The following is an 18,533-nucleotide window of genomic DNA, read 5'->3' as shown; positions in this document are numbered from 1 at the left end:
TCACGCCGAGGCGCGCCGCACCAGCTCCGTGCGGAGGATGACGTGCCGCCAGGCGACCGCCGTGTCCTCCATCTCCTCCAGCAGCAGCCGCACCATGGTCCGGCCGATCTCCTCGACCGGCTGACGGACCGTCGTCAGCTGCGGTTCCGTGTGCTGGGCCAGCCGGAAGTCGTCGAAGCCGACCACCGCGACGTCCTCCGGGACCCGGCGCCCGGCCGCCCGCAGCGCGCTGAGCGCCCCGGCGGCCATGGTGTCCGACGCGGCGAGCACGGCGTCGATCTCCGGTGCCCGCGCGAGGAGTTCGGCGGTCGCCGCGCGCCCGCTCTGCTCCGTGAAGTCGCCCTCCACGATCCGGGACGGCACGACCTCGACACCGGCGCGCTCCAGTGCCTCGCGGTAGCCGCGCAGTCTGCACTGGGCGACGTACATGTCGAGCGGCCCGGTGACGGTTCCGATGGCCTGGCGCCCGGTGCTCAGCAGGTGGTTGACCGCGCTGCGGGCGCCGCCGACGTTGTCCGCGTCGACGTACGTGACGCTCTCGTCGCCCGAGCGCCGCCCCAGCAGGACGGTGGGCAGGCCCGCGTCGGCGAGCATGTCCGGCAGTTGGTCCTTGGCGTGCACGGACATCAGCAGCACGCCGTCGACCCGGCCGCCGCGCGCGTACTCCACGAAGCGCTGCCGCTCGATGTCCGTGCGGACGAGGGTGAGCAGCAGTTGCACGCCGGTGTCGGTCAGCGCGTCGCCCACGGCGCCGACGACGGCGGAGAAGAACGGCTCCCCGAACTGTCGCCAGTCCGGCTCCGTCATGACGAGCGCCACGGCGTCGGCGCGCCGCCCGGCCAGGGAGCGCGCCGCGAGATTGGGCACGTAGCCCAGTTCCGCGATGGCGCGCTCGACGGCGCGGCGTGTCGAATCGCGCACGCCTGTCGCGTTGTTGATGACGCGGGAGACGGTCCCCCTGCCGACTCCGGCGAGAGCGGCCACCTCCTCCAGCGTCGGTGTGCCCGGGCGCTGCCTGCTGCCCATGTCGACCTCCCCCACGAGATCACCCGATAGTAAGGGCAGGGCGCGACCTGATCGACGGGTCTCGGACTGGTCTCTACCTGGCGGGCCCCGGACCGGTCCGCATCCGGCGGGCGCCGGACGGCGGTCACGGGCGCGGGGTGAGGACCTCCTGGAGCAACGGGCCGTACCGGGACACGAGTTCCTTGCGGTCGGCGCGCAGCAGGGTCTCGTCGCCGGCCAGCCACAGCGCGTAGAGCAGTCCGGCGGCCATCGCTCCCGCGAGCCGGGAGCGGACGTCGGCGTCGGGTCCGGACAGCCGGGCGCGCAACGGCCTTACGAGGGCGGTCTCGTGACTGACCCTCAGGCGCTCGGCGATCTGCCTCTCGCCGCTGCCGCGCACGAGGGCCAGGAAAATGCCGCGCGCGGATCCCTCGAGGTCGACGAGGAGTTCGACGAGCCTCTCCCCCAACTGCTCCAGTGGCACGTCGAGGAGGGGTTCGTCGTCGATGGTCAGGTGCATGGTCTCCAGGAACAGCAGTTCCTTGCTGCGGAAGTGGCGGATCACGAGTGCCGGGTCCGCCCCGGCGGCCGCCGCGATCTGGCGGACGGTGGTCCGGGCGAACCCCTGTTCCCGGAAGAGGCGGGCCGCGCTCGCGTGGATGGCGTCGCGCGTCGTGGTACCGGCTCCGGTCTGCGGCATGCCCGCAAGGATAGGAGGCGGGGCGGCCCTTGGGACCGCAGGGCGGGGCGGGGGTCGTGTGTGGGGCCAGGGGCGCCTGTGGCTCCGGTCGTGTGGAATTCAAGAAGGTTGGTCAACATAGTTGACTCCCGGTCGGGGCGGCCGCACATTACCTAGCGGTAGAACCGCGCGGTAACCCTGCACACGCGGTTCGCCGGAGCCGCCCGTTCGGCTGCTTGAGCCGCCCGTTTTCCGTACCCGGCACGCCGGGGGCACCGTCGTGCCCGCTCGCGGTGCGCCGTGCCGAGAGAGAGCAGACGCCGATGCCCGCACTCCGCAATGTCATGACCGCGACAATCACTGCGGCGGCGTCCGTCGCCGCCCTCGCGGTCGCCGGACCCGCCGCGCACGCCACCACGACCCTCGACTACGTCGCCCTCGGCGACAGTTACAGCGCGGGCTCGGGCGTACTGCCCGTCGACCTGTCCTCACCGCTGTGCCTGCGTTCGAAGGCGAACTACCCCAAGGTCCTCGCCTCGCGCACCGGCGCCCGGCTCACGGACGTCACCTGCGGTGCCGCGCAGACCAAGGACTTCACCGAGGCGCAGTACCCCGGGGTGCCGCCGCAGATCGAGGCGCTGCGCCAGGACACCGACCTCGTGACGCTCACGATCGGCGGCAACGACAACAACACCTTCATCGGCGCCATGCTCGCCTGCGGCACCGCCGGGCTGCTCAGCGGCGGCCAGGGCAGCCCCTGCAAGGACCGGTACGGCAGCTCCTTCGACGACAAGATCGACTCCAGTACGTATCCGGCGCTGAAGGCCGCCCTGGAGAAGGTGCGCGCGAAGTCGCCCAACGCCCGTGTGGCGGTGCTGGGTTACCCGTGGATCATGCCCGCCACCGCCGACCCGTCCTGCTTCGCGAAGATGCCGATCGCCTCCGGGGACGTGCCGTACCTGCGCGCGATCCAGGCGCACCTCAACGCCGTGGTCGAACGCGCCGCCGGCGAGACGGGCGCCACCTACGTGGACTTCTCCCGTACGTCGGACGGTCACGACGCGTGCAAGCCGAGCGGCACCCGGTGGATCGAGCCGCTGCTGTTCGGGCACAACATCGTGCCGGTCCACCCCAACGCCCTCGGTGAGGCCCGGATGGCCGACCAGACGATGAGCACGCTCGGTCTGGGCTGACCGGCGGGCCTGGGCGCGGCGCGGCCCGTCGCTCGGCGGAGGGTGGGGTGCACGGCGGTGGCTCGGGTGGTGCTCGGTTGTCGGTGCTCGGTTGGCGGTACTGGATTGTCGGTGCTCGGTTGGGGGTGCTCGGCCGTCGGTGCTCGGTTGGCGGTGCTCGGCCGTCGGTGCTCGGTTGGCGGTGCTCGGCCGTCGGTGCGCCGCGCCGGGCGTCAGGAAGGACTCGTCCAGCGCGGCGCGGTCTCGGCCCAGGCCGCCTCCCACGCCGCGAGGTTGCGCCGACGCAGGACGAGGGCCGCGACGCCGTTGGCGACCGCGCCGGCGAGGCCGACGGCCAGGACGGTGATGACCGTCCAGCCCTTGCTGCGACCGCCTATCTGCTCGGCGGTCAGCGGCGGGTCGGTGAGGGTGCCGTCCGGGCCGACCCAGACCGGCACGCGGCTGTGGGCGGGCAGCCCCGGCCGCACCTCGGTCCTCGCGGTGCGCGGGCGTCCGTCCGGCCCGGTGAAGCGGACCGTGACCTCGTAGCGGGTCTGCTTCTCCTCGTCCGAGCCCGGCTCGGGGTGCCGAGGGGCGTCGTGGACGAGGACGGCGGTGGCGTACTGCCGTGTCTGTGACTGGAGTTGGGCGAGCCGCGTGTAGTGGCGGTGGGCCGTCTCGCCCGCGAGGTGCCCGGCGGTGGGCGCGACCGCGAGGACGAGCAGGAGTACGGCGAGGCCGATCCAGCCCTGCACCCGGTCGGTGCGGCGGCGCAGCGGGTTGCGCCGCCACCGCCACAGCGGGACGCGCGGGAGTCCGTCCGCGTGCACGGTCAGCCGGCGGGCTCGGGCGGCGGCGCGGTGCCGTCGGGAGGCGGGGTGGCAGCGTCGACCGGCGGGGTGGCGTCGTGGGCCGGCGGGGCGGGGACTTGGGCGGGCCGGGCGATGCCGTTGGGAGCCGGGAGGGCAGTGTCGCAGGCGGGCCGGGCGGTGCCGTCGAGCGACGGGATGGCGGCGTCGAGTGGCGACGCGCTGCCGTGCGCAGGTCGGGCGGTGCCGTCGAACGGCAAGGTGCTGCCGTCCGACGGCCGGTCGGTCCCGCGGGAGCACGGGCTCGTGTCGCCGGAAGGCGGCACGGCGTCCCCGGGGCGCGCCACGGCGTCCGCAGAAGGCGGCACGACGTCCCCGGAAGGTGGCACGGTGTCCCCGGGACGCGGCACGACGTCCGCAGAAGGTGGCACGGCGTCCCCGGGACGCGGCACGACGTCCGCAGAAGGCGGCACGACGTCCGCAGGAGGCGGCACGGCGTCCGCAGGAGGCGGCGCGGTGCCGGTGACGGGCAACACGGTGCCCGTGACGTGAGGCACTGCGCCCGTGGTGTACGGCACTGCACCCGTGGCGTACGGCACTGTGCCCGTGGCGGGCCGCGCCGTGCCGGTGGTCGACGGGTGGGCGTGTGCGGCTTCCAGGAGCAGGGCGGCGCCGCGGACGGCCGCGGTGTGCGGTGCCGGGACGGGCCGTAGGGGGGCGGGGAGCCTGCGGGACAGGTCGTGGACGAGCTCGGAGCGCAGCGCGCCCCCGCCGGCCAGGAGCACGCCCCGCAGCAGGGCGTCGGAGGCGAGGGGGGAGGTGAGCGGGGCGCGGTCCGGGCGCAGCATCGCGGCCACCATGACGGCCACGGCCTCGCCGATCCGCGCGGGCGCGACGGTGTCGAGGTCGGCGGTGCCGAGGGCGATGCGGCGGGCGTCGGTGACGGCGCCGTCCGACAGCAGGACCACCTCGGTGAGCTGTGCCCCGATGTCCACGACGAGTTGGGGGTGCGACAGGTCGGCGCCCGCCGCCATCGCGACCGCCCGCGCGGCGGGCACGGTGAGCACGCCGCGGGGGCGCAGCACCTTCACGGCCTTACGCGCCTCGGTCCGGTAGGTCACGCCGTCCAGGACCGGTGTGGCCACGACGACCAGGGGGCGGGTGAGGCGGGGCAGGCGGTGGCCGAGCAGCCGGTCGAGCATGTGGGCCGTCGCCGGGGTGTCGAGGATGGCGCCGCGCCGTATGGGATGGACGGTGGCTCCGTCCGGGAACGCCACCGTGGGCACGTCCAGGACGAGTCCGCGTCCGGCGATCCACGCGCGCGTGCGGGAGCTGCCCATGTCGAGGGCGACGCCGCAGCACTGGCGGCACCGCGGCCAGGGCCGGTGCCGGGCCGCGGGGCAGCGACGGTGTGCCGTGGTCATCGGCCGGCCTCCCTGACCTGCTGGCAGCGGGCGCAGTAGCGGGCCTGCGGCACGACCACCAGCCGCTCGCGCGGAACGGGACGCCGGCACAGCAGGCAGCTGCCGTAGCGCCCCTCGGCCATGCGTGCCAGAGCGGCCCCGACGTCGGCGAGGACCATGCGCGCAGAGGCGGACAACGTACGGCGCACCTCGTGCCGGGCCAGGGCGGCACGGTCGTGGGGAACGGGCGGGGTGCCGTCCGGGTGCGGCTCGCCCCGCGGACCTTCCGCAGCATCCGCATCCGCATCCGCGCCCGCGCCCGCGTCGGACTCGATCCGGCGCAACTGCTCCAGGCGGAAACGGCGTTGTTCGCGCAGGCTCTCGCGCAGCTCGGACAGGTCCTCGGGCGTGAGATGGCCGGCGGCGAACGCGCCGACGGACTGCTGGTTCACCACTGCACCCCTTGTACGTGACGGAGTCGACCCGTAGGGAACGGCGTCGACGGCGGGACGTGTGCCGGTCAGGCGGCGCGGCGCCCGCAGGCGACGCAGTGACGGGTGTACGGCAGGATCTCCAGCCGCTCGGCCGGGACGGGCTTGGCGCAGCCCTGGCAGGTGCCGTAGGTGCCCTGGTCGACCCGGGCGAAGGCCTCGTCGATCTCCTTCAGCACCCGCTCGATGGCGTCGCGCTGCGCGGCCATCACCTGGTCGTCCGGCGACTGCCCGGTCGCGTCGAGGGCGCGCAGCTGGGTGAGGCGGGTGGCGCGGGCGTGTTCGAGGCGCTGGCGGGCCTCGTGCGCGGTGGGGCGCTGGAGCTGCGGTTCGGTGGGGGCGACGCCGTCGAGCGACATGGCGGGAACCTCTCTCGGGGTGAGGGTGCGGACGGTGTCTCCACCCTGGTCGCCGGGGCGCCGGACGCCCATCGGGCGCAGACCCCATTTCCGCGCGGTCGCGGGCTCCACACCGGCCGCGCATGGGCATGCGGCCCGGCCCGAAATGGGGGTCAGGCCCCATCGACCCGGCGCGCGCGGGCGGGCAGGCTGTCGGCGGGCTCGGTCGGGACGAGCCGCTGTCCGGGAAGGGGACTCAGTCGCGGTGTCGCTGTTCTGGCGGATCTTCGGGCTCAACGCCGTGGTGCTGGGTACGGCCACGGCGCTGCTGCTGTGGGCTCCGGTGACCGTCTCCGTGCCGGTCCTGCTGACCGAGGCCGTGATCCTGGTGGGCGGGCTCGGCGTCATGCTCGTCGCCAACGGCGCGCTGCTGCGCTGGGGTCTGGCCCCGCTGGACCGGCTGACGCGGCTGATGACCACGGTCGACCTGCTGCGCCCCGGACAGCGGCTGCCGGTGCACGGCGGTGGTGAGGTCACCGAGCTGATCCGCACGTTCAACGCCATGCTGGAGCGGCTGGAGCACGAGCGCGCCACCAGCAGCGCGCGGGCCCTGCTCGCGCAGGAGGCCGAGCGCCGCCGTATCGCGCAGGAGCTGCACGACGAGGTCGGGCAGAGCATGACCGCGATCCTGCTGGCCCTGAAGCGGGCCGCCGACCAGGCGGACGCGCCGCTGCGCGACGATCTGCACCAGGTGCAGGAGATCACCCGGGACAGCCTGGACGAGGTGCGCCGGCTGGTGCGCCGGCTGCGGCCGGGCGTCCTGGACGACCTCGGCCTGGTCAGCGCCCTGACCTCGCTCACCCACGACTTCGCCGCCCACACCGGCCTTCAGGTGCTGCGCCGCTTCTCGCCCGACCTGCCCGCGCTGGCATCCGAGACGGAGCTGGTGCTGTACCGCGTCACGCAGGAGAGCCTCACCAACGCGGCCCGGCACGCGGACGCGCGGAAGGTCGAGGTGTCGCTGCGGCGCAGTGGGCCGACGCTGGTGCTGGCCGTCACCGACGACGGCCGCGGGGTCAGCGCCGCGTGCGAGGGCGCCGGGATCCGCGGCATGCGCGAGCGGGCGCTGCTCATCGGCGCGAGCCTGGACATCTCGCCGGGGCCCGGCGGTTCGGGCACGCGCGTGCGGCTCGCGGCGCCCGTCGCGGAGCTCGCGGCGTCCGGCGCGGATGGGGGCCGGTGACGGTGCCCGGCGGCGCGGACGCCATCCGCATCCTCCTCGCCGACGACCACGCCCTCGTACGGCGCGGAGTGCGGCTCATCCTGCATCAGGAGCCGGACCTCGAAGTGGTCGCCGAGGCCGGGGACGGCGCCGAGGCACTCGACATGGCCCGCGCCCACGAGCTGGACCTGGCCGTCCTGGACATCGCGATGCCGCGGCTGACCGGGCTCCAGGCGGCGCGTGAACTCGTCGCCCTGAAGCCCGGACTGCGGGTCCTGATGCTGACGATGCACGACAACGAGCAGTACTTCTTCCAGGCCCTGAAGGCCGGGGCGTGCGGCTACGTGCTGAAGTCCGTCGCGGACCGCGACCTGGTCGCCGCCTGCCGCGCGGCGATGCGTGACGAGCCGTTCCTCTACCCGGGCGCGGTCACCGCCCTGATCCGCAACTACCTCGACCGCGTCCGGCACGGCGAGGAGGCGCCCGACCGCGTGCTCACGCCCCGCGAGGAGGAGGTCCTCAAACTGGTGGCGGAGGGCCACTCCTCGAAGGAGATCGCCGGGTTACTGTTCATCAGCGTCAAGACCGTGCAGCGGCACCGTACGAACCTGCTGCACAAGCTCGGTCTGCGCGACCGCCTGGAGCTCACGCGGTACGCGATCCGCGCGGGCCTGGTCGAGCCCTGAGGCCGGCCGACGACGGGGAAGGGGGCGGGCGCATGCGGTACGGGGCGTCCTCGCGCCGCTCCCCCGGTGGCCGGAGGGGCGGCTGGCCCGCCGTGGCCCTCGCCGCGGTGGCGGCCGTACTGGCCACGCTGCTCGCCGTGTTCACGGGCGGCGACGTCCGCTCCGTCCCTGCCACCGGTCCGGCGCTCACCGCGGGCGCGCACCCGGCCGCGGCGGCGGGCGGGACCGGGCCGGGGCCGGGCAAGGGCGCGTACGGCTGGGCCGGCACGGGGGCGGGCCGGGGGGCGGGTTCCGCCGACGGTGCCGTTCCCGACCCGCATGCCGGCGACCGGTGTTCCGCCGTCTGCACCACCCAGGCGGGCACCCGCCAGGAACCGCACGGGGAACGGACGGCGCCGCACGGCCAGCTCGTCGGCACCACGCCCCGCGCCCCGGTCGTCGCCCCGCCCGCGCCCGCGCCGCGCGGGCCGGCGGACGGGCTCGTGCGGCCGTACCCGCATCACCGGACGCAGGACCGGGGCCGGGCGCCACCGGTGGCCACCGGCATCTGACATCCCGTCCTGTCCGTCCACCGCGCCGCGGACCGGCCCGTCGGCCGCGCGCCGCCGCGGTGTGCCCGCCGGAGGCCTTCCGTTGATCCGTTCCGCCCGGGTGAGGGCGTTGTTCGCCCTCACCGTGCTCGCCCTGTCCCTGTTCATCGCCGTCGCCGTGCCGGTCCGTCTAGGACTCGATCTGCGCGGCGGCACCCAGATCGTGCTGGAAACCCGCTCCACCCCGACCACGGAGGCCGACAGCGCGGCCACCGACCAGACCCTGGAGGTGCTGCGCGGCCGCATCGACGCGCTCGGCGTCGCCGAGCCCACCCTGGTCCGCTCCGGCAGCAACCGCATCATCGTCGAACTGCCCGGGGTGCAGGACCCCGAGAAGGCGGCCGACGTCCTCGGCCGCACCGCGCAGCTCACCTTCCACCAGGTGCTCGGCGCGGCCGACGCCGCCGACGACACGTCCGAGCCCCTGCCGAAGCGGCCCCGGGAACGGGTCCTGCCCGACGAGTCCGGCGGGTTCCTGCGGCTGAAGGCGGCCACGCTGACCGGGCAGGGCGTCAAGGGCGCCGACGCCCGGTTCGACCAGCAGACCGGCGCCGGCTGGCACGTCACCGTCGACTTCGACAGGGCGGGCCGCGGCGAGTGGGGCCGGCTGACGGGCGAGGCAGCCTGCCATCCGGCCGGCTCCCCGGAGCGCCGCGTCGCGATCGTGCTGGACGACCGGATCATCTCCTCGCCGCAGGTCGATCCGTCGGTCGCCTGCCGCACGGGCATCCCGGGCGGCTCGACGCAGATCACCGGCTCCTTCACCGACACCGAGGCCCGCGAACTGGCCCTGCTCATCAACGGCGGGGCGCTGCCCGTGCCCGTGGAGACCATCGAGCAGCACACCGTGGGCCCCGCCCTCGGTGAACGCGCCATCACCGCCGCCGCGTGGGCCGCCGTCATCGGCACCGCCCTGACCGGGCTGTTCGTCATCGCCGTGTACCGGGCGACGGGCGCCCTGGCGGTGGTGGCCCTGGCCTGCTACGGCCTCATCTCGTACGCCGCGCTGGCCGCCCTCGGCGCCACGCTGACCCTGCCGGGCCTCGCCGGGTTCGTGCTGGCGATCGGCATGGCCGTGGACGCCAACGTGCTCGTCTTCGAACGCGCCAGGGAGGAGTACACCGGCCGCAGGCGCTCCAGTGCGCGGTCCGCTCTCACCGCCGGGTTCACCAAGGCGTTCAGCGCGATCGCCGACTCCAACGTGACCACGCTGATCGCGGCGGTCCTGCTGTTCTTCCTCGGCTCGGGGCCCGTGAAGGGCTTCGGCGTGACGCTCGGCATCGGTGTCCTCGCGTCGATGGTGAGCGCCCTGGTGATCACGCGGGTGCTCACCGAGTTCGCCGTGTCGCGCGCGTGGCTGCGGCGCCGCCCGCGGCTCACCGGCATCGCGACCGGCGGCGCGGTCCGTGACCGGCTCACGCGTCGCGCGCCCCGGTTGATGCGCCGGCCGCGCCGCTGGCTGGCCGCCTCCGCCGTGGTGCTCGTCGTCGCGGCGTCGGGCATCGCGATGCGCGGCCTGGACTTCGGCATCGAGTTCACCGGCGGGCGCCTCATCGAGTACTCCACGGCCCGGCCCGTCGACCCCGAACGGGCCCGTGCGGTACTGGCCGACGCGGGGTTCCCGCGGGCGGTCGTGCAGTCGTCGGGCGACAGCGGTCTCACGGTGCGCACGGCGGAGCTGACCAACAGCGAGGCGGGCGAGGTCACGCGGGCCGTCGGCTCGCTCGGCGGTGCCACGGACAAGGTCCGCGACGAGCTCATCGGCCCGAGTCTGGGCGAGGAGCTGCGCCGCAACGCGCTGATCGCCCTCGCCGTGGCGCTGACGGCTCAACTCCTGTATCTGGCGGTGCGGTTCCGGTGGCGGTTCGGTGCCGCCGCGGTCGCCGCGCTGGCCCACGACGTGCTGATCCTGGTCGGTGTGTTCGCCTGGCTCGGCAAGCCCGTCGACGGGGTGTTCCTCGCGGCGCTGCTCACCGTCATCGGCTACTCGGTCAACGACTCGGTGGTCGTCTTCGACCGCGTCCGGGAACTCGTGCGCCGCGACCGCGGTGAACGGCTCGCGGACGTCACCAACCGGGCGATCCTCCAGACGCTGCCCCGCACGGTCAACACCGGCCTGGGAGCGTTCATGATCCTCGCCACCCTGGCCGTCCTCGGCCGGGACTCCCTGACCGACTTCGCACTCGCCCTGCTGATCGGCGTCGCCGTCGGCACGTACTCGTCGGTCTTCACGGCGGTCCCCGTGGCGATCGAACTCCACCGGGACGAGGAACCGGCGCGCCGCCGCCGGCCGGTGAAGACGCCGGAACCGTCGCAGGACCGCTGAACCGACGCCTGGCGCCGTGCGCCCGCCCGTTCCGGACGGCGCACGGCGACCGGCAAGAGGAGCGTCAGGCCGGCCGAATCGGGTGCTTTACACCCCATCTCTCGCTGTGCACAAGGGCAGTTGGGCATGCGCGGGGGCGCACGGGAGCGCGGCAGATCTCGACATGGTCACAAGTTGTACGGATCGGAGCCGAGCCATTAGGTGTGCCTTACCTAAATTGTATGGTGGCGCCGTTGGGCCCGGCAGCAGGAGGGGGATGTGGTGTCGTTAGGCGAAGTCCGTCTGGTGGCCGAGGGTTTGGACGTCGGGCACGCGGGACGGCCGGTGCTGAAGCACGTGGACCTGTCCCTGCGGGCCGGTGGGATCACCGTCCTGGTCGGCCCCAACGGGTGCGGAAAATCGACCCTGTTGCGGACGGTGGCCGGTCTTCTGCCGCCGGTCTCCGGCGAGGTCCGGATCGACGACACACCACTTCGCTCGCTCGGGCGCCGCACGCTGTCGCAGCGCCTCGCCTTCCTTCCGCAGTCGTCGCAGGCACCGGCCGGCGTGACGGTCCGTGAACTCGTACGACACGGCCGGTACGCCCATCGCGGCGCCCTCGCCCGGCACACCACCGAGGACACGGAAGCCATCGACTGGGCCCTCGACGTCACCGACTCGGGCCCGCTGGTCGACCGCCGGCTCGACGAGCTGTCCGGCGGTGAGCGTCAACGCGCCTGGCTGGCCATGGTGTTGGCGCAGCGGGCCGGCGTCCTCCTGCTGGACGAGCCCACCACCTATCTCGACATGCGCCACCAGTTCGAAGTCCTCGACGTGGTGCGGCGGCTGGCCCGCGAGCACGACATCGCGTGCGGCGTGGTGCTGCACGACCTGATGCAGGCGGCGGCCTACGCCGACCACGTCGTCGTGGCCGCCGACGGCGTGATCACGGCCTCCGGCTCCCCGGACGACGTCCTCACGCCCGACGTCATCGACCGCGCCTTCGGCCTGCGCGTCAACGTCGTGCGCGATCCGCAGAGCGGATACCTCGCCTGCTTCCCCCAGCGGTCCGGCGCCCCCGCCGCGTCCTGACCCACGGCCGACCCCCCACGACGGTTCGCCCCGCGTCACCAGTGACACCAGCAACAAGGAGAGATTCGACATGCAGAGAATGCTGCGCGCCCTCGCGACGGGCGGCACCGCCGTGGCGCTCGTGCTGACCGCCGTCGGCTGCGGCTCCGGCACGGTCGGGGACACCGCGGGCGACAAGTCCGGCGGGGACAAGGCCTCGAACGGCAGGATCACCGTGGACACCGCGCAGGGCGAGGTGTCTCTGGACAAGCCCGCGACGAAGGTGGTGACGCTGGAGTGGACCTACGCCGAGGAACTGGTCGCGCTCGGTGTCACCCCGACGGGCAACGCCGACAACAAGGGCTACGGCACGTGGATCACCGCCAAGGGCGCTGACCTGCCGGGCGAGGTCACCGACGTGGGCGACCGCAACGAGCCGAGCCTGGAGAAGATCAAGGCGCTGAAGCCGGACCTCATCGTGGTCGACAACGACCGGTCGAAGGCGAACCTCAAGCAGCTCCAGGGCATCGCCCCCGTGCTGTCGTTCACGTACACCACCAAGCCCCAGCTCGAGACGATGAAGAAGAACTTCACCGAGCTGGCGAAGGCGGTCGGCAAGGAGGACAAGGCCGCCGAGGTGACGAAGCAGATCGACGCGAAGGCCGCCGACCTCAAGTCCCGCCTGGAGAAGGCCGGCAAGGGCGGCCTCAAGTACGCGCTCGCCCAGGGCTTCACCGCCAACGGTGCCGCCTCGATCCGCATGCTCACCGACGACGCCATCGCCCCGCAGGTGCTCAACCTGGCCGGGCTGAAGAACGGCTGGAAGGGCGCGTCCGACGCGTGGGGCATGACCACGGTCGGCGTCGAGGGCCTGACCAAGGTGGAGAAGGACGCCACGTTCCTGTACGTGGCCGCCGACAACGACAACCCGTTCACCGGTGACCTCGCGGACAACGCCGTGTGGAAGGGCCTGGACTTCGTCAAGAACGACAGGGCGCTGCCGCTCGACCCGGGCACCTGGCTGTTCGGCGGCCCGCTGTCGGCGCTGCACATCCTCGACGAGACCGGCAAGGCCCTGAAGGTCTGATGGCCTCGGAGCAACTGACGGCCGCTCCGGCCCGTCCGCTCGGCCGCCGCCCACGAGCTGTGCTCGTGGGCGGCGGCCTGTCCCTCCTCCTGTGCCTGGTCGCCGTCGTCCACCTCGGCCTCGGAGCATCCGGGGTGGGCATCGGCGACATCGTGGCGTGGCTCCTCGGTCACGGCGATCCCCGCACCGGGGACATCCTGGTCGGCAGCCGGCTGCCGCGCACCCTGACCGGGCTCGTCGTCGGCATCGCCCTCGGCGTGTCCGGCGCGCTCGTCCAGGGCGCGACCCGCAACCCCCTGGCGGCGCCCGACACGCTCGGGGTGAACGCGGGGGCGTACTTCGCCGTGGTGCTCGTGGCGTTCACCGGCGTGAGCCTGGGCCCGGTCCCGGCCGGGGGCGCGGCGTTCCTCGGCGGGCTCGTCGCGGTCGCCGTCGTGTACCTGCTCACGGCGGGCGGTGTCCTCACGCCCGGACGGGTGCTGCTCGCCGGGGCGACCGTCGCCCTGGCGGCCACCTCGGCGGCGGAGTTCCTGCAGATGCTCGACGTGCAGGCCACCCGCGGACTGTTCTTCTGGGGCAATGGCACTCTGTTGCAGTCCGGCCTCGAACGGCCGCTCACGCTCGGCGCGGTCGTCCTCGCGGGTGCGCTGATCGCCCCGTTCCTGGCGCGCCCCCTGGACCTGCTGGCGCTCGGCGACGAGACCGCCCAGGCCATGGGCGTACGCGTGGAACGCGTCCGTCCCGCGGCGTTCCTCGTCGCCGTGCTGATGTCGGCCTCGGCCGTCGCCCTCGCCGGCCCGATCGGCTTCGTCGGCCTCATCGGCCCCGTGATCGTGCGGCAGTTGGGGATGCGCAAGCACGCGCTGCTCATCCCGATGTCGGCGCTGCTGACGGCCGGGCTCGTGCTCGGCGCCGACGCCGCCGCCCAGCTGATCGTGACGCCGTCCGCCACGCAGCCCGCGGAGATTCCGGTGGGCGTGGTCACGGCGCTGATCGGCGGGCCCGTCTTCATGGCCATGGCCCGCCGGGTCAGCACGGGTGACGCCGACACGGGTGCGGCGGTCGTCGTCTCCGACCGGCGCCGCGCGCCCGGCTACGCCGCCGCGCTCGGCGGCGGACTCGTCGCCCTCGCCCTCGCGATGGTGGTGTCGCTGCGCGTCGGCGACGTGCAGATCAGCTGGGGCCAGCTCGGGTCGGCGCTGTTCGGTTCCGCGGAACAGATCACCGAGGCCGTCGTGTCCTACCGGCTGCCGCGCGTCCTCGTGGCCGCGCTCGCCGGGGCCTGCCTGGCCGTCGCCGGAGCGGCGGTGCAGGCCGTCGTGCGCAATCCGCTGGCCGAGCCGGGGCTCGTCGGCGTGACCGGCGGGGCGTCCCTCGGCGCGATCACCGTCATCCTCGTCGTCCCGTCGGCGCCGCTGGCCGCGCTGCCCGCCGCTGCCGGGATCGGCGGCGTGCTGATGCTCGCCGTGGTGGTGCTGGTGGCCCGGGGCACGCGCGGCGGCGGCCGGAGCGGGCTCGATCCGACGCGGGTCGTCCTCGTCGGCCTCGGCGCCGCCGCCACGTCGATGGCCCTGGTGAACATCATGGTGGTGGGCGCGCAGATGAACCTCGCGTCCGCCCTCGGCTGGCTCGCGGGCAGCACGTACGGGCGTGACTTCGGCGCCCTGGGCTGGCTGGCCCTGCCCGCCCTCGTCGCCGTGCTGCTGGTGATCGCCGCCCGGCCGGTGAACCTGCTCGCCCTCGGCGAGGAACTGCCGCGCGCGCTGGGCCTGGAGCTGGGCCGGGCCCGGCTGCTCGTCCTCGGCGCGGGCGCGGTACTGGCGGCCGGTACGGCGGCGGCGGTCGGCGCCGTCGGCTTCGTCGGCCTCGTCGCCCCGCACCTGGCCCGCCGCGTCGTCGGCAACAGCGCGACGCGCATGGTGCCGATGGCCGCGGTGCTGGGGGCGGTCCTGGTCGTCTCCTCCGACGCCCTGGGCCGCTGGCTCCTCGCCCCGACGGAGATCCCGGTGGGCATCGTGACGGCACTGGTGGGCGCACCGTACCTGGTGTGGCTGCTGCGGCGGACGCGCGACGCGTAACGCGTCCGCCGGGTGGGGCGGGGGCGCGGCGGCGTCCCGTCAGCGCCGGGCCGCGCGTCCTGCCCCTCGTGCGCCCCGACGCCGGGTGACGGAGCCGTCCCGAGTCGGGGCGTCGGCCTCGTTCGCCCCGTCCACCCGCAGCGTGCGCGCCCCCAGCACACCCGCCGCACAGACCACCGCCGCGGCCACGCACACCGCCGTGTACGCCGCCGAGAACTCCGACCGGGCCAACGGCCGCAACGCGGGGTCGAGGAGTTCGAAGCGGCCCGTCTCCACCGCCTCCCGCAGCGGCGTGCCCGTGCCCGCGCCGTCGGACAGGCCCGCGCCCAGCCGGGCCGAGAACACCGCCCCGAAGGCCGCCACCCCCGTCGCCGTGCCCAGCGGGTAGCACGCGTTGGTCAGCCCCGACGCCGTCCCGGCCCGTTCCGCGGGCACCGAGCCGACCGCCACGCCCATCAGCGGCGGGAAGATGACGGCCCCGCCGGCGCCGAGCAGCACCAGTCCCGTGGCCGTCGCCGCCCATCCGCCGCCCGCGGCCGCGGCCGCGAGGCCGAGCAGGCCCAGGCCCTGCGCCGCGAAGCCGCCGGCCACCAACGCGTCGGCGGAGAAGGACTTCTGCAGCCGGGCGACGAAGAGGCCGGCCACGAGCAGGCTGCCCGTCAGCGGCAGCAGCGCCAGGCCCACTTCGAGCGCGGAGTACGCGTACGTGCTCTGGAGCCAGAGGGTGGTGAAGGCCAGCACACCGAGGCTGGTCAGCCTGGCCAGGAAGCCGAGCGCCGCCGCTCCCGAGAACGCCCGGACGCGCAGCAGGGTGAGGTCGATCAGGCCGTCGGCGCGGCGCCGGCCCGCCACCAGGGCCACGGACAGCGCTACTCCGGCGGTCGCCGAGAGCACTACCCGCGGCGACGTCCAGCCGGATGCGGGGCCCGCGACCAGTGGATAGTGCAGCCCCAGGAGCGCGCCCACGGCGAGGACCGCGCCCAGGAGATCGATGCGGCGCCGGGTGTCGCCGGGCGCGGCGGACTCGGGCATGCGGGTCAGCGCTCCGGCCACGACCAGGATGCCGATGGGGACGTTCAGGAGGAAGATCCAGCGCCAGCCCAGCAGGTGGACGAGCAGTCCTCCCACGACGGGGCCCAGCGCGCCCGCCGCCGAGGCCACGGCGGCGAACGCGGCGATCGCGGCCCGGCGCCGGGCGCCCTCGTGGACGGCGGCGATCAGGGCGAGCGTCGGCGCGAACACCATGGCCCCGCCCAGCCCTTGGGCGGCCCGCGCGGCGATGAGGGAACCGGCGTCCGGCGCCAGGCCGCACGCGGCCGAGGCGAGGGTGAACAGCGCCATGCCGGCGGTGAACACGGCCCGGCGCCCCACGCGGTCGGACAGCGCGCCGGCGGTCAGCAGCAGCGCGCCGAACGCCAGCGAGTACGCCGACACCGTCCACTGCACCCGGTCGAGGCCGGCGTCCAGATCCTGTGAGATGTCCGACAACGCGACGTTCACGACGGTCACGTCGAGGGTCATCATCACGCCACCGGCACAGACCAGGGCGAAGGTCCATCGGGGAGTACCTCGGCGGGACGACACCGCTGATCACCTCGGAGTGCAGTTCACGGGCAGGCCGACGGGTGCGCTGAATTGACGGAGCGTCAGTCGTCAACTCCGGCTCTGTGGCCGAAAGTTAACCTTGTCCATAAGGTAAGCCTAACCTAATGTAAGCCCGCTCGAACGTCCAGGCGTTGGAGCGCCAAGATCCAGTCAGACATCGGAGCCGCCTGATGCCCATGCCCGCCGACCATCCCGTTCCCGCGCTGCCGGACGTGACCCCCGCGGCCTGGCGGGAGGCCAACCGTCGACTCCTCGCCAAGGCGATCGGCGAGTGGTGCTTCGAGGACATGCTCAAGGCGGTCGAGACCGGCGACGGCGGTTACCGCGTCGACCTCGACAGCGGCACCACGTACGCGTTCCGGGCCGTGCCCGGCGCGTTCGGCTGGCTGCGCGTGGACCCGGAGTCGATCACCCGCACCGCCACCAGCATGCTCGGCAACTCCATCGCCCAACCCGCCTGGGACGCCCAGCAGTTCCTCATGGAGTCGGCCTCGACCCTCGGCACCGACCCGTCGACCGTGGCCACCTACTTCACCGAGCTCTCCGCCACCCTCGCCGTCGACGCCGCGCGCCTCACGCACGGCGGCGAGACAGTCGCCGAGCTGCGCGACCTGGGGCACACCGAGCTGGAGTGCCGTATGACCGGGCACAACCTGCTCGTCGCGAACAAGGGCCGGATCGGCTTCTCCGCCACCGACGTGCGCCAGTACGCCCCCGAGGCGGCACAGCCGCTGAGGCTGAAGTGGGTGGCCGTGCACCGCGGCCTCGCCGAGTTCCGCGGCACCTCCGAGCTGTCCGAAGAGCGCGTCCTCGAACGGGAGTTGGACCCGCGGACGCGCGACCGCTTCGCCGCCGTGCTGGCCGAGGCCGGGGTGGACCCGTCGGCGTACGTGTGGATGCCGGTGCACCCCTGGCAGTGGGACCACGCCGTCCAGATCCTGCATGCCGCCGACGTGGCGCAGCGGCGCATCGTCCCGCTCGGCGAGAGCCCGGACACGTATCTGCCCGGCCAGTCCATCCGCACGATGGCCAACGCTTCGACGCCCGAGCGCTACGACGTCAAACTGCCCCTGAAGATCCTCAACACCCTTGTGTGGCGGGGCATTCCGCCGCACTGCACGATGGGCGCGCCCGTCGTCACCCAGTGGCTGCGCGGCCTCGTGGAACGCGACCCGTTCCTGACCGACGAGTGCCGCACGGTGTTCCTCGGCGAGGTCGCGTCCGTGACCGTGCGCCACCCGTACCTGTCCAAGCTCGACGGCGCGCCCTACCAGCACCTGGAGACCCTCGGCTGCATCTGGCGCGACCCGGTGTCGGCGCACCGGGACGCCGGCGAGCGGGTGCGCACCTTCGCCTCGCTGCTCCATGTCGACCACGCCGGGGACGCGTTCGTCGCGGAACTGGTCCGGGCGTCGGGCCTCGACCCGCAGGAGTGGCTGCGCAGGCTGTTCGACACGCTGCTCGTGCCGATCATGCACGTGCTGTACCGGTACGGGGTCACCTTCAACCCGCACGGGCAGAACACGCTGCTCGGGTACGACGAGAACGACGTACCGGTCCGGCTGTACCTGAAGGACTTCGTCGACGACGTGTGCGTGTCCTTCACGGACGTGCCCGAGCGCGGCCCGGAGCCGGACGGGCACGACCACGTGCTGCCGCGCAAGCACCCCTCCATCATCCGCCAGCACGTCGTGGACCAGGTGTTCGTCGGCCACTTCCGCTACCTCGCCCCGCTGTGCGCCGAGCAGCTCGGCGTGCCGGAGAAGACGTTCTGGTCCCTGGTGCGGCAGACCGTCCTCGGCTTCCACCAGCGTTTCCCGGAGCTCGCCGAGCGGTTCGCCGAGTACGACCTGCTCACCCCGGAGATCCCCCGGTACGGCCTGAACCGCGACCGGATCGTGGTCACCCGCTACGGCGACCGGGCCCTGCGCCACGCGCTGTACCCGAACGGCACCCACCCCAACCCGCTCGCGGAAGGCTGAGGAGCACAGG

At 73.9% G+C, this 18,533-nt stretch carries 15 protein-coding genes and 1 pseudogene; 9 read left to right on the top strand and 7 right to left on the bottom strand.

What is annotated here, in order from left to right:
* Entirely contained in the window at positions 1–1,026 is a 1,026-nt protein-coding gene (locus tag ACZ7D7_RS08790) for a LacI family DNA-binding transcriptional regulator (protein ID WP_470823263.1), read from the bottom strand.
* A gap of 124 nt (positions 1,027–1,150) precedes the next feature.
* Positions 1,151–1,705 (bottom strand): TetR/AcrR family transcriptional regulator, encoded by a 555-nt coding sequence (locus ACZ7D7_RS08785; RefSeq protein WP_470823262.1) that lies wholly within the window; start codon positions 1,703–1,705, stop codon positions 1,151–1,153.
* 323 nt (positions 1,706–2,028) lie between these two features.
* On the opposite strand from ACZ7D7_RS08785, the gene ACZ7D7_RS08780 reads away from it, so the two are divergent.
* Positions 2,029–2,877, top strand: coding sequence for an SGNH/GDSL hydrolase family protein (locus tag ACZ7D7_RS08780; RefSeq protein WP_470823261.1), 849 nt, complete (start codon positions 2,029–2,031; stop codon positions 2,875–2,877).
* Positions 2,878–3,089: 212 nt separating this feature from the next.
* Here ACZ7D7_RS08780 and ACZ7D7_RS08775 read toward each other — a convergent pair whose 3' ends face one another.
* The 4 genes and pseudogenes from ACZ7D7_RS08775 to ACZ7D7_RS08760 all read right to left on the bottom strand — a co-directional run bounded on the left by ACZ7D7_RS08775 (position 3,090) and on the right by ACZ7D7_RS08760 (position 5,918).
* On the bottom strand, positions 3,090–3,686 hold the full coding sequence (locus ACZ7D7_RS08775; RefSeq protein WP_470823260.1) for an Rv1733c family protein: 597 nt from the start codon (positions 3,684–3,686) through the stop codon (positions 3,090–3,092).
* A gap of 596 nt (positions 3,687–4,282) precedes the next feature.
* Positions 4,283–5,089, bottom strand: a pseudogene (locus tag ACZ7D7_RS08770) (rod shape-determining protein); the annotation flags it as partial.
* Positions 5,086–5,523, bottom strand: coding sequence for a TraR/DksA family transcriptional regulator (locus ACZ7D7_RS08765; RefSeq protein ID WP_470823259.1), 438 nt, complete (start codon positions 5,521–5,523; stop codon positions 5,086–5,088). The pseudogene ACZ7D7_RS08770 and the gene ACZ7D7_RS08765, both read right to left, overlap by 4 nt.
* Before the next feature lie 65 nt (positions 5,524–5,588).
* Complete coding sequence (locus ACZ7D7_RS08760; RefSeq protein WP_470823258.1) at positions 5,589–5,918, bottom strand: TraR/DksA C4-type zinc finger protein; 330 nt, start codon at positions 5,916–5,918, stop codon at positions 5,589–5,591.
* A gap of 244 nt (positions 5,919–6,162) precedes the next feature.
* Between ACZ7D7_RS08760 and ACZ7D7_RS08755 the strand changes: the two genes are divergently transcribed.
* The 7 genes from ACZ7D7_RS08755 to ACZ7D7_RS08725 all read left to right on the top strand — a co-directional run bounded on the left by ACZ7D7_RS08755 (position 6,163) and on the right by ACZ7D7_RS08725 (position 14,936).
* Positions 6,163–7,140, top strand: coding sequence for a HAMP domain-containing sensor histidine kinase (locus ACZ7D7_RS08755; protein WP_470823257.1), 978 nt, complete (start codon positions 6,163–6,165; stop codon positions 7,138–7,140).
* The gene (locus tag ACZ7D7_RS08750; protein WP_470823256.1) at positions 7,137–7,805 is read left to right on the top strand and encodes a response regulator; all 669 of its coding nucleotides are present in this window, start codon (positions 7,137–7,139) and stop codon (positions 7,803–7,805) included. Before ACZ7D7_RS08755 ends, ACZ7D7_RS08750 begins: the two co-directional genes overlap by 4 nt.
* Before the next feature lie 32 nt (positions 7,806–7,837).
* Positions 7,838–8,356 (top strand): hypothetical protein, encoded by a 519-nt coding sequence (locus ACZ7D7_RS08745; protein WP_470823255.1) that lies wholly within the window; start codon positions 7,838–7,840, stop codon positions 8,354–8,356.
* Positions 8,357–8,438: 82 nt separating this feature from the next.
* Positions 8,439–10,721, top strand: a complete 2,283-nt coding sequence (secD, locus tag ACZ7D7_RS08740) for a protein translocase subunit SecD (protein WP_470823254.1) — start codon at positions 8,439–8,441, stop codon at positions 10,719–10,721.
* Between the two features lie 261 nt (positions 10,722–10,982).
* Entirely contained in the window at positions 10,983–11,792 is an 810-nt protein-coding gene (locus ACZ7D7_RS08735; protein WP_470823253.1) for an ABC transporter ATP-binding protein, read from the top strand.
* 70 nt (positions 11,793–11,862) lie between these two features.
* Entirely contained in the window at positions 11,863–12,858 is a 996-nt protein-coding gene (locus ACZ7D7_RS08730; RefSeq protein ID WP_470823252.1) for an ABC transporter substrate-binding protein, read from the top strand.
* Positions 12,858–14,936, top strand: coding sequence for an iron ABC transporter permease (locus ACZ7D7_RS08725; RefSeq protein ID WP_470823251.1), 2,079 nt, complete (start codon positions 12,858–12,860; stop codon positions 14,934–14,936). Before ACZ7D7_RS08730 ends, ACZ7D7_RS08725 begins: the two co-directional genes overlap by 1 nt.
* Before the next feature lie 39 nt (positions 14,937–14,975).
* Here the strand turns inward: ACZ7D7_RS08725 and ACZ7D7_RS08720 are convergent, their stop codons facing one another.
* On the bottom strand, positions 14,976–16,463 hold the full coding sequence (locus tag ACZ7D7_RS08720) for an MFS transporter (protein ID WP_470823689.1): 1,488 nt from the start codon (positions 16,461–16,463) through the stop codon (positions 14,976–14,978).
* 248 nt (positions 16,464–16,711) lie between these two features.
* Here ACZ7D7_RS08720 and ACZ7D7_RS08715 point away from each other — a divergent pair, with 248 nt between their 5' ends.
* Entirely contained in the window at positions 16,712–18,523 is a 1,812-nt protein-coding gene (locus ACZ7D7_RS08715) for an IucA/IucC family protein (protein ID WP_470823250.1), read from the top strand.
* Positions 18,524–18,533: the final 10 nt, after the last annotated feature.

The sequence above is a fragment of the Streptomyces sp. NPDC037054 genome, from assembly GCF_055606745.1.
Note: the sequence above shows the minus strand (reverse complement) of the source record. Positions and strands in the feature narration are given on the sequence as shown.

Excerpts from the sequence above, each read along its gene's own strand:
- ACZ7D7_RS08715 (WP_470823250.1), top strand. The coding sequence starts at position 16,712 with ATGCCCATGCCCGCCGACCATCCCGTTCCCGCGCTGCCGGACGTGACC.
- ACZ7D7_RS08760 (WP_470823258.1), bottom strand. The coding sequence starts at position 5,918 with ATGTCGCTCGACGGCGTCGCCCCCACCGAACCGCAGCTCCAGCGCCCC.
- ACZ7D7_RS08725 (WP_470823251.1), top strand. The coding sequence starts at position 12,858 with ATGGCCTCGGAGCAACTGACGGCCGCTCCGGCCCGTCCGCTCGGCCGC.
- ACZ7D7_RS08745 (WP_470823255.1), top strand. The coding sequence starts at position 7,838 with ATGCGGTACGGGGCGTCCTCGCGCCGCTCCCCCGGTGGCCGGAGGGGC.
- ACZ7D7_RS08790 (WP_470823263.1), bottom strand. The coding sequence starts at position 1,026 with ATGGGCAGCAGGCAGCGCCCGGGCACACCGACGCTGGAGGAGGTGGCC.
- ACZ7D7_RS08785 (WP_470823262.1), bottom strand. The coding sequence starts at position 1,705 with ATGCCGCAGACCGGAGCCGGTACCACGACGCGCGACGCCATCCACGCG.
- ACZ7D7_RS08780 (WP_470823261.1), top strand. The coding sequence starts at position 2,029 with ATGACCGCGACAATCACTGCGGCGGCGTCCGTCGCCGCCCTCGCGGTC.
- ACZ7D7_RS08730 (WP_470823252.1), top strand. The coding sequence starts at position 11,863 with ATGCAGAGAATGCTGCGCGCCCTCGCGACGGGCGGCACCGCCGTGGCG.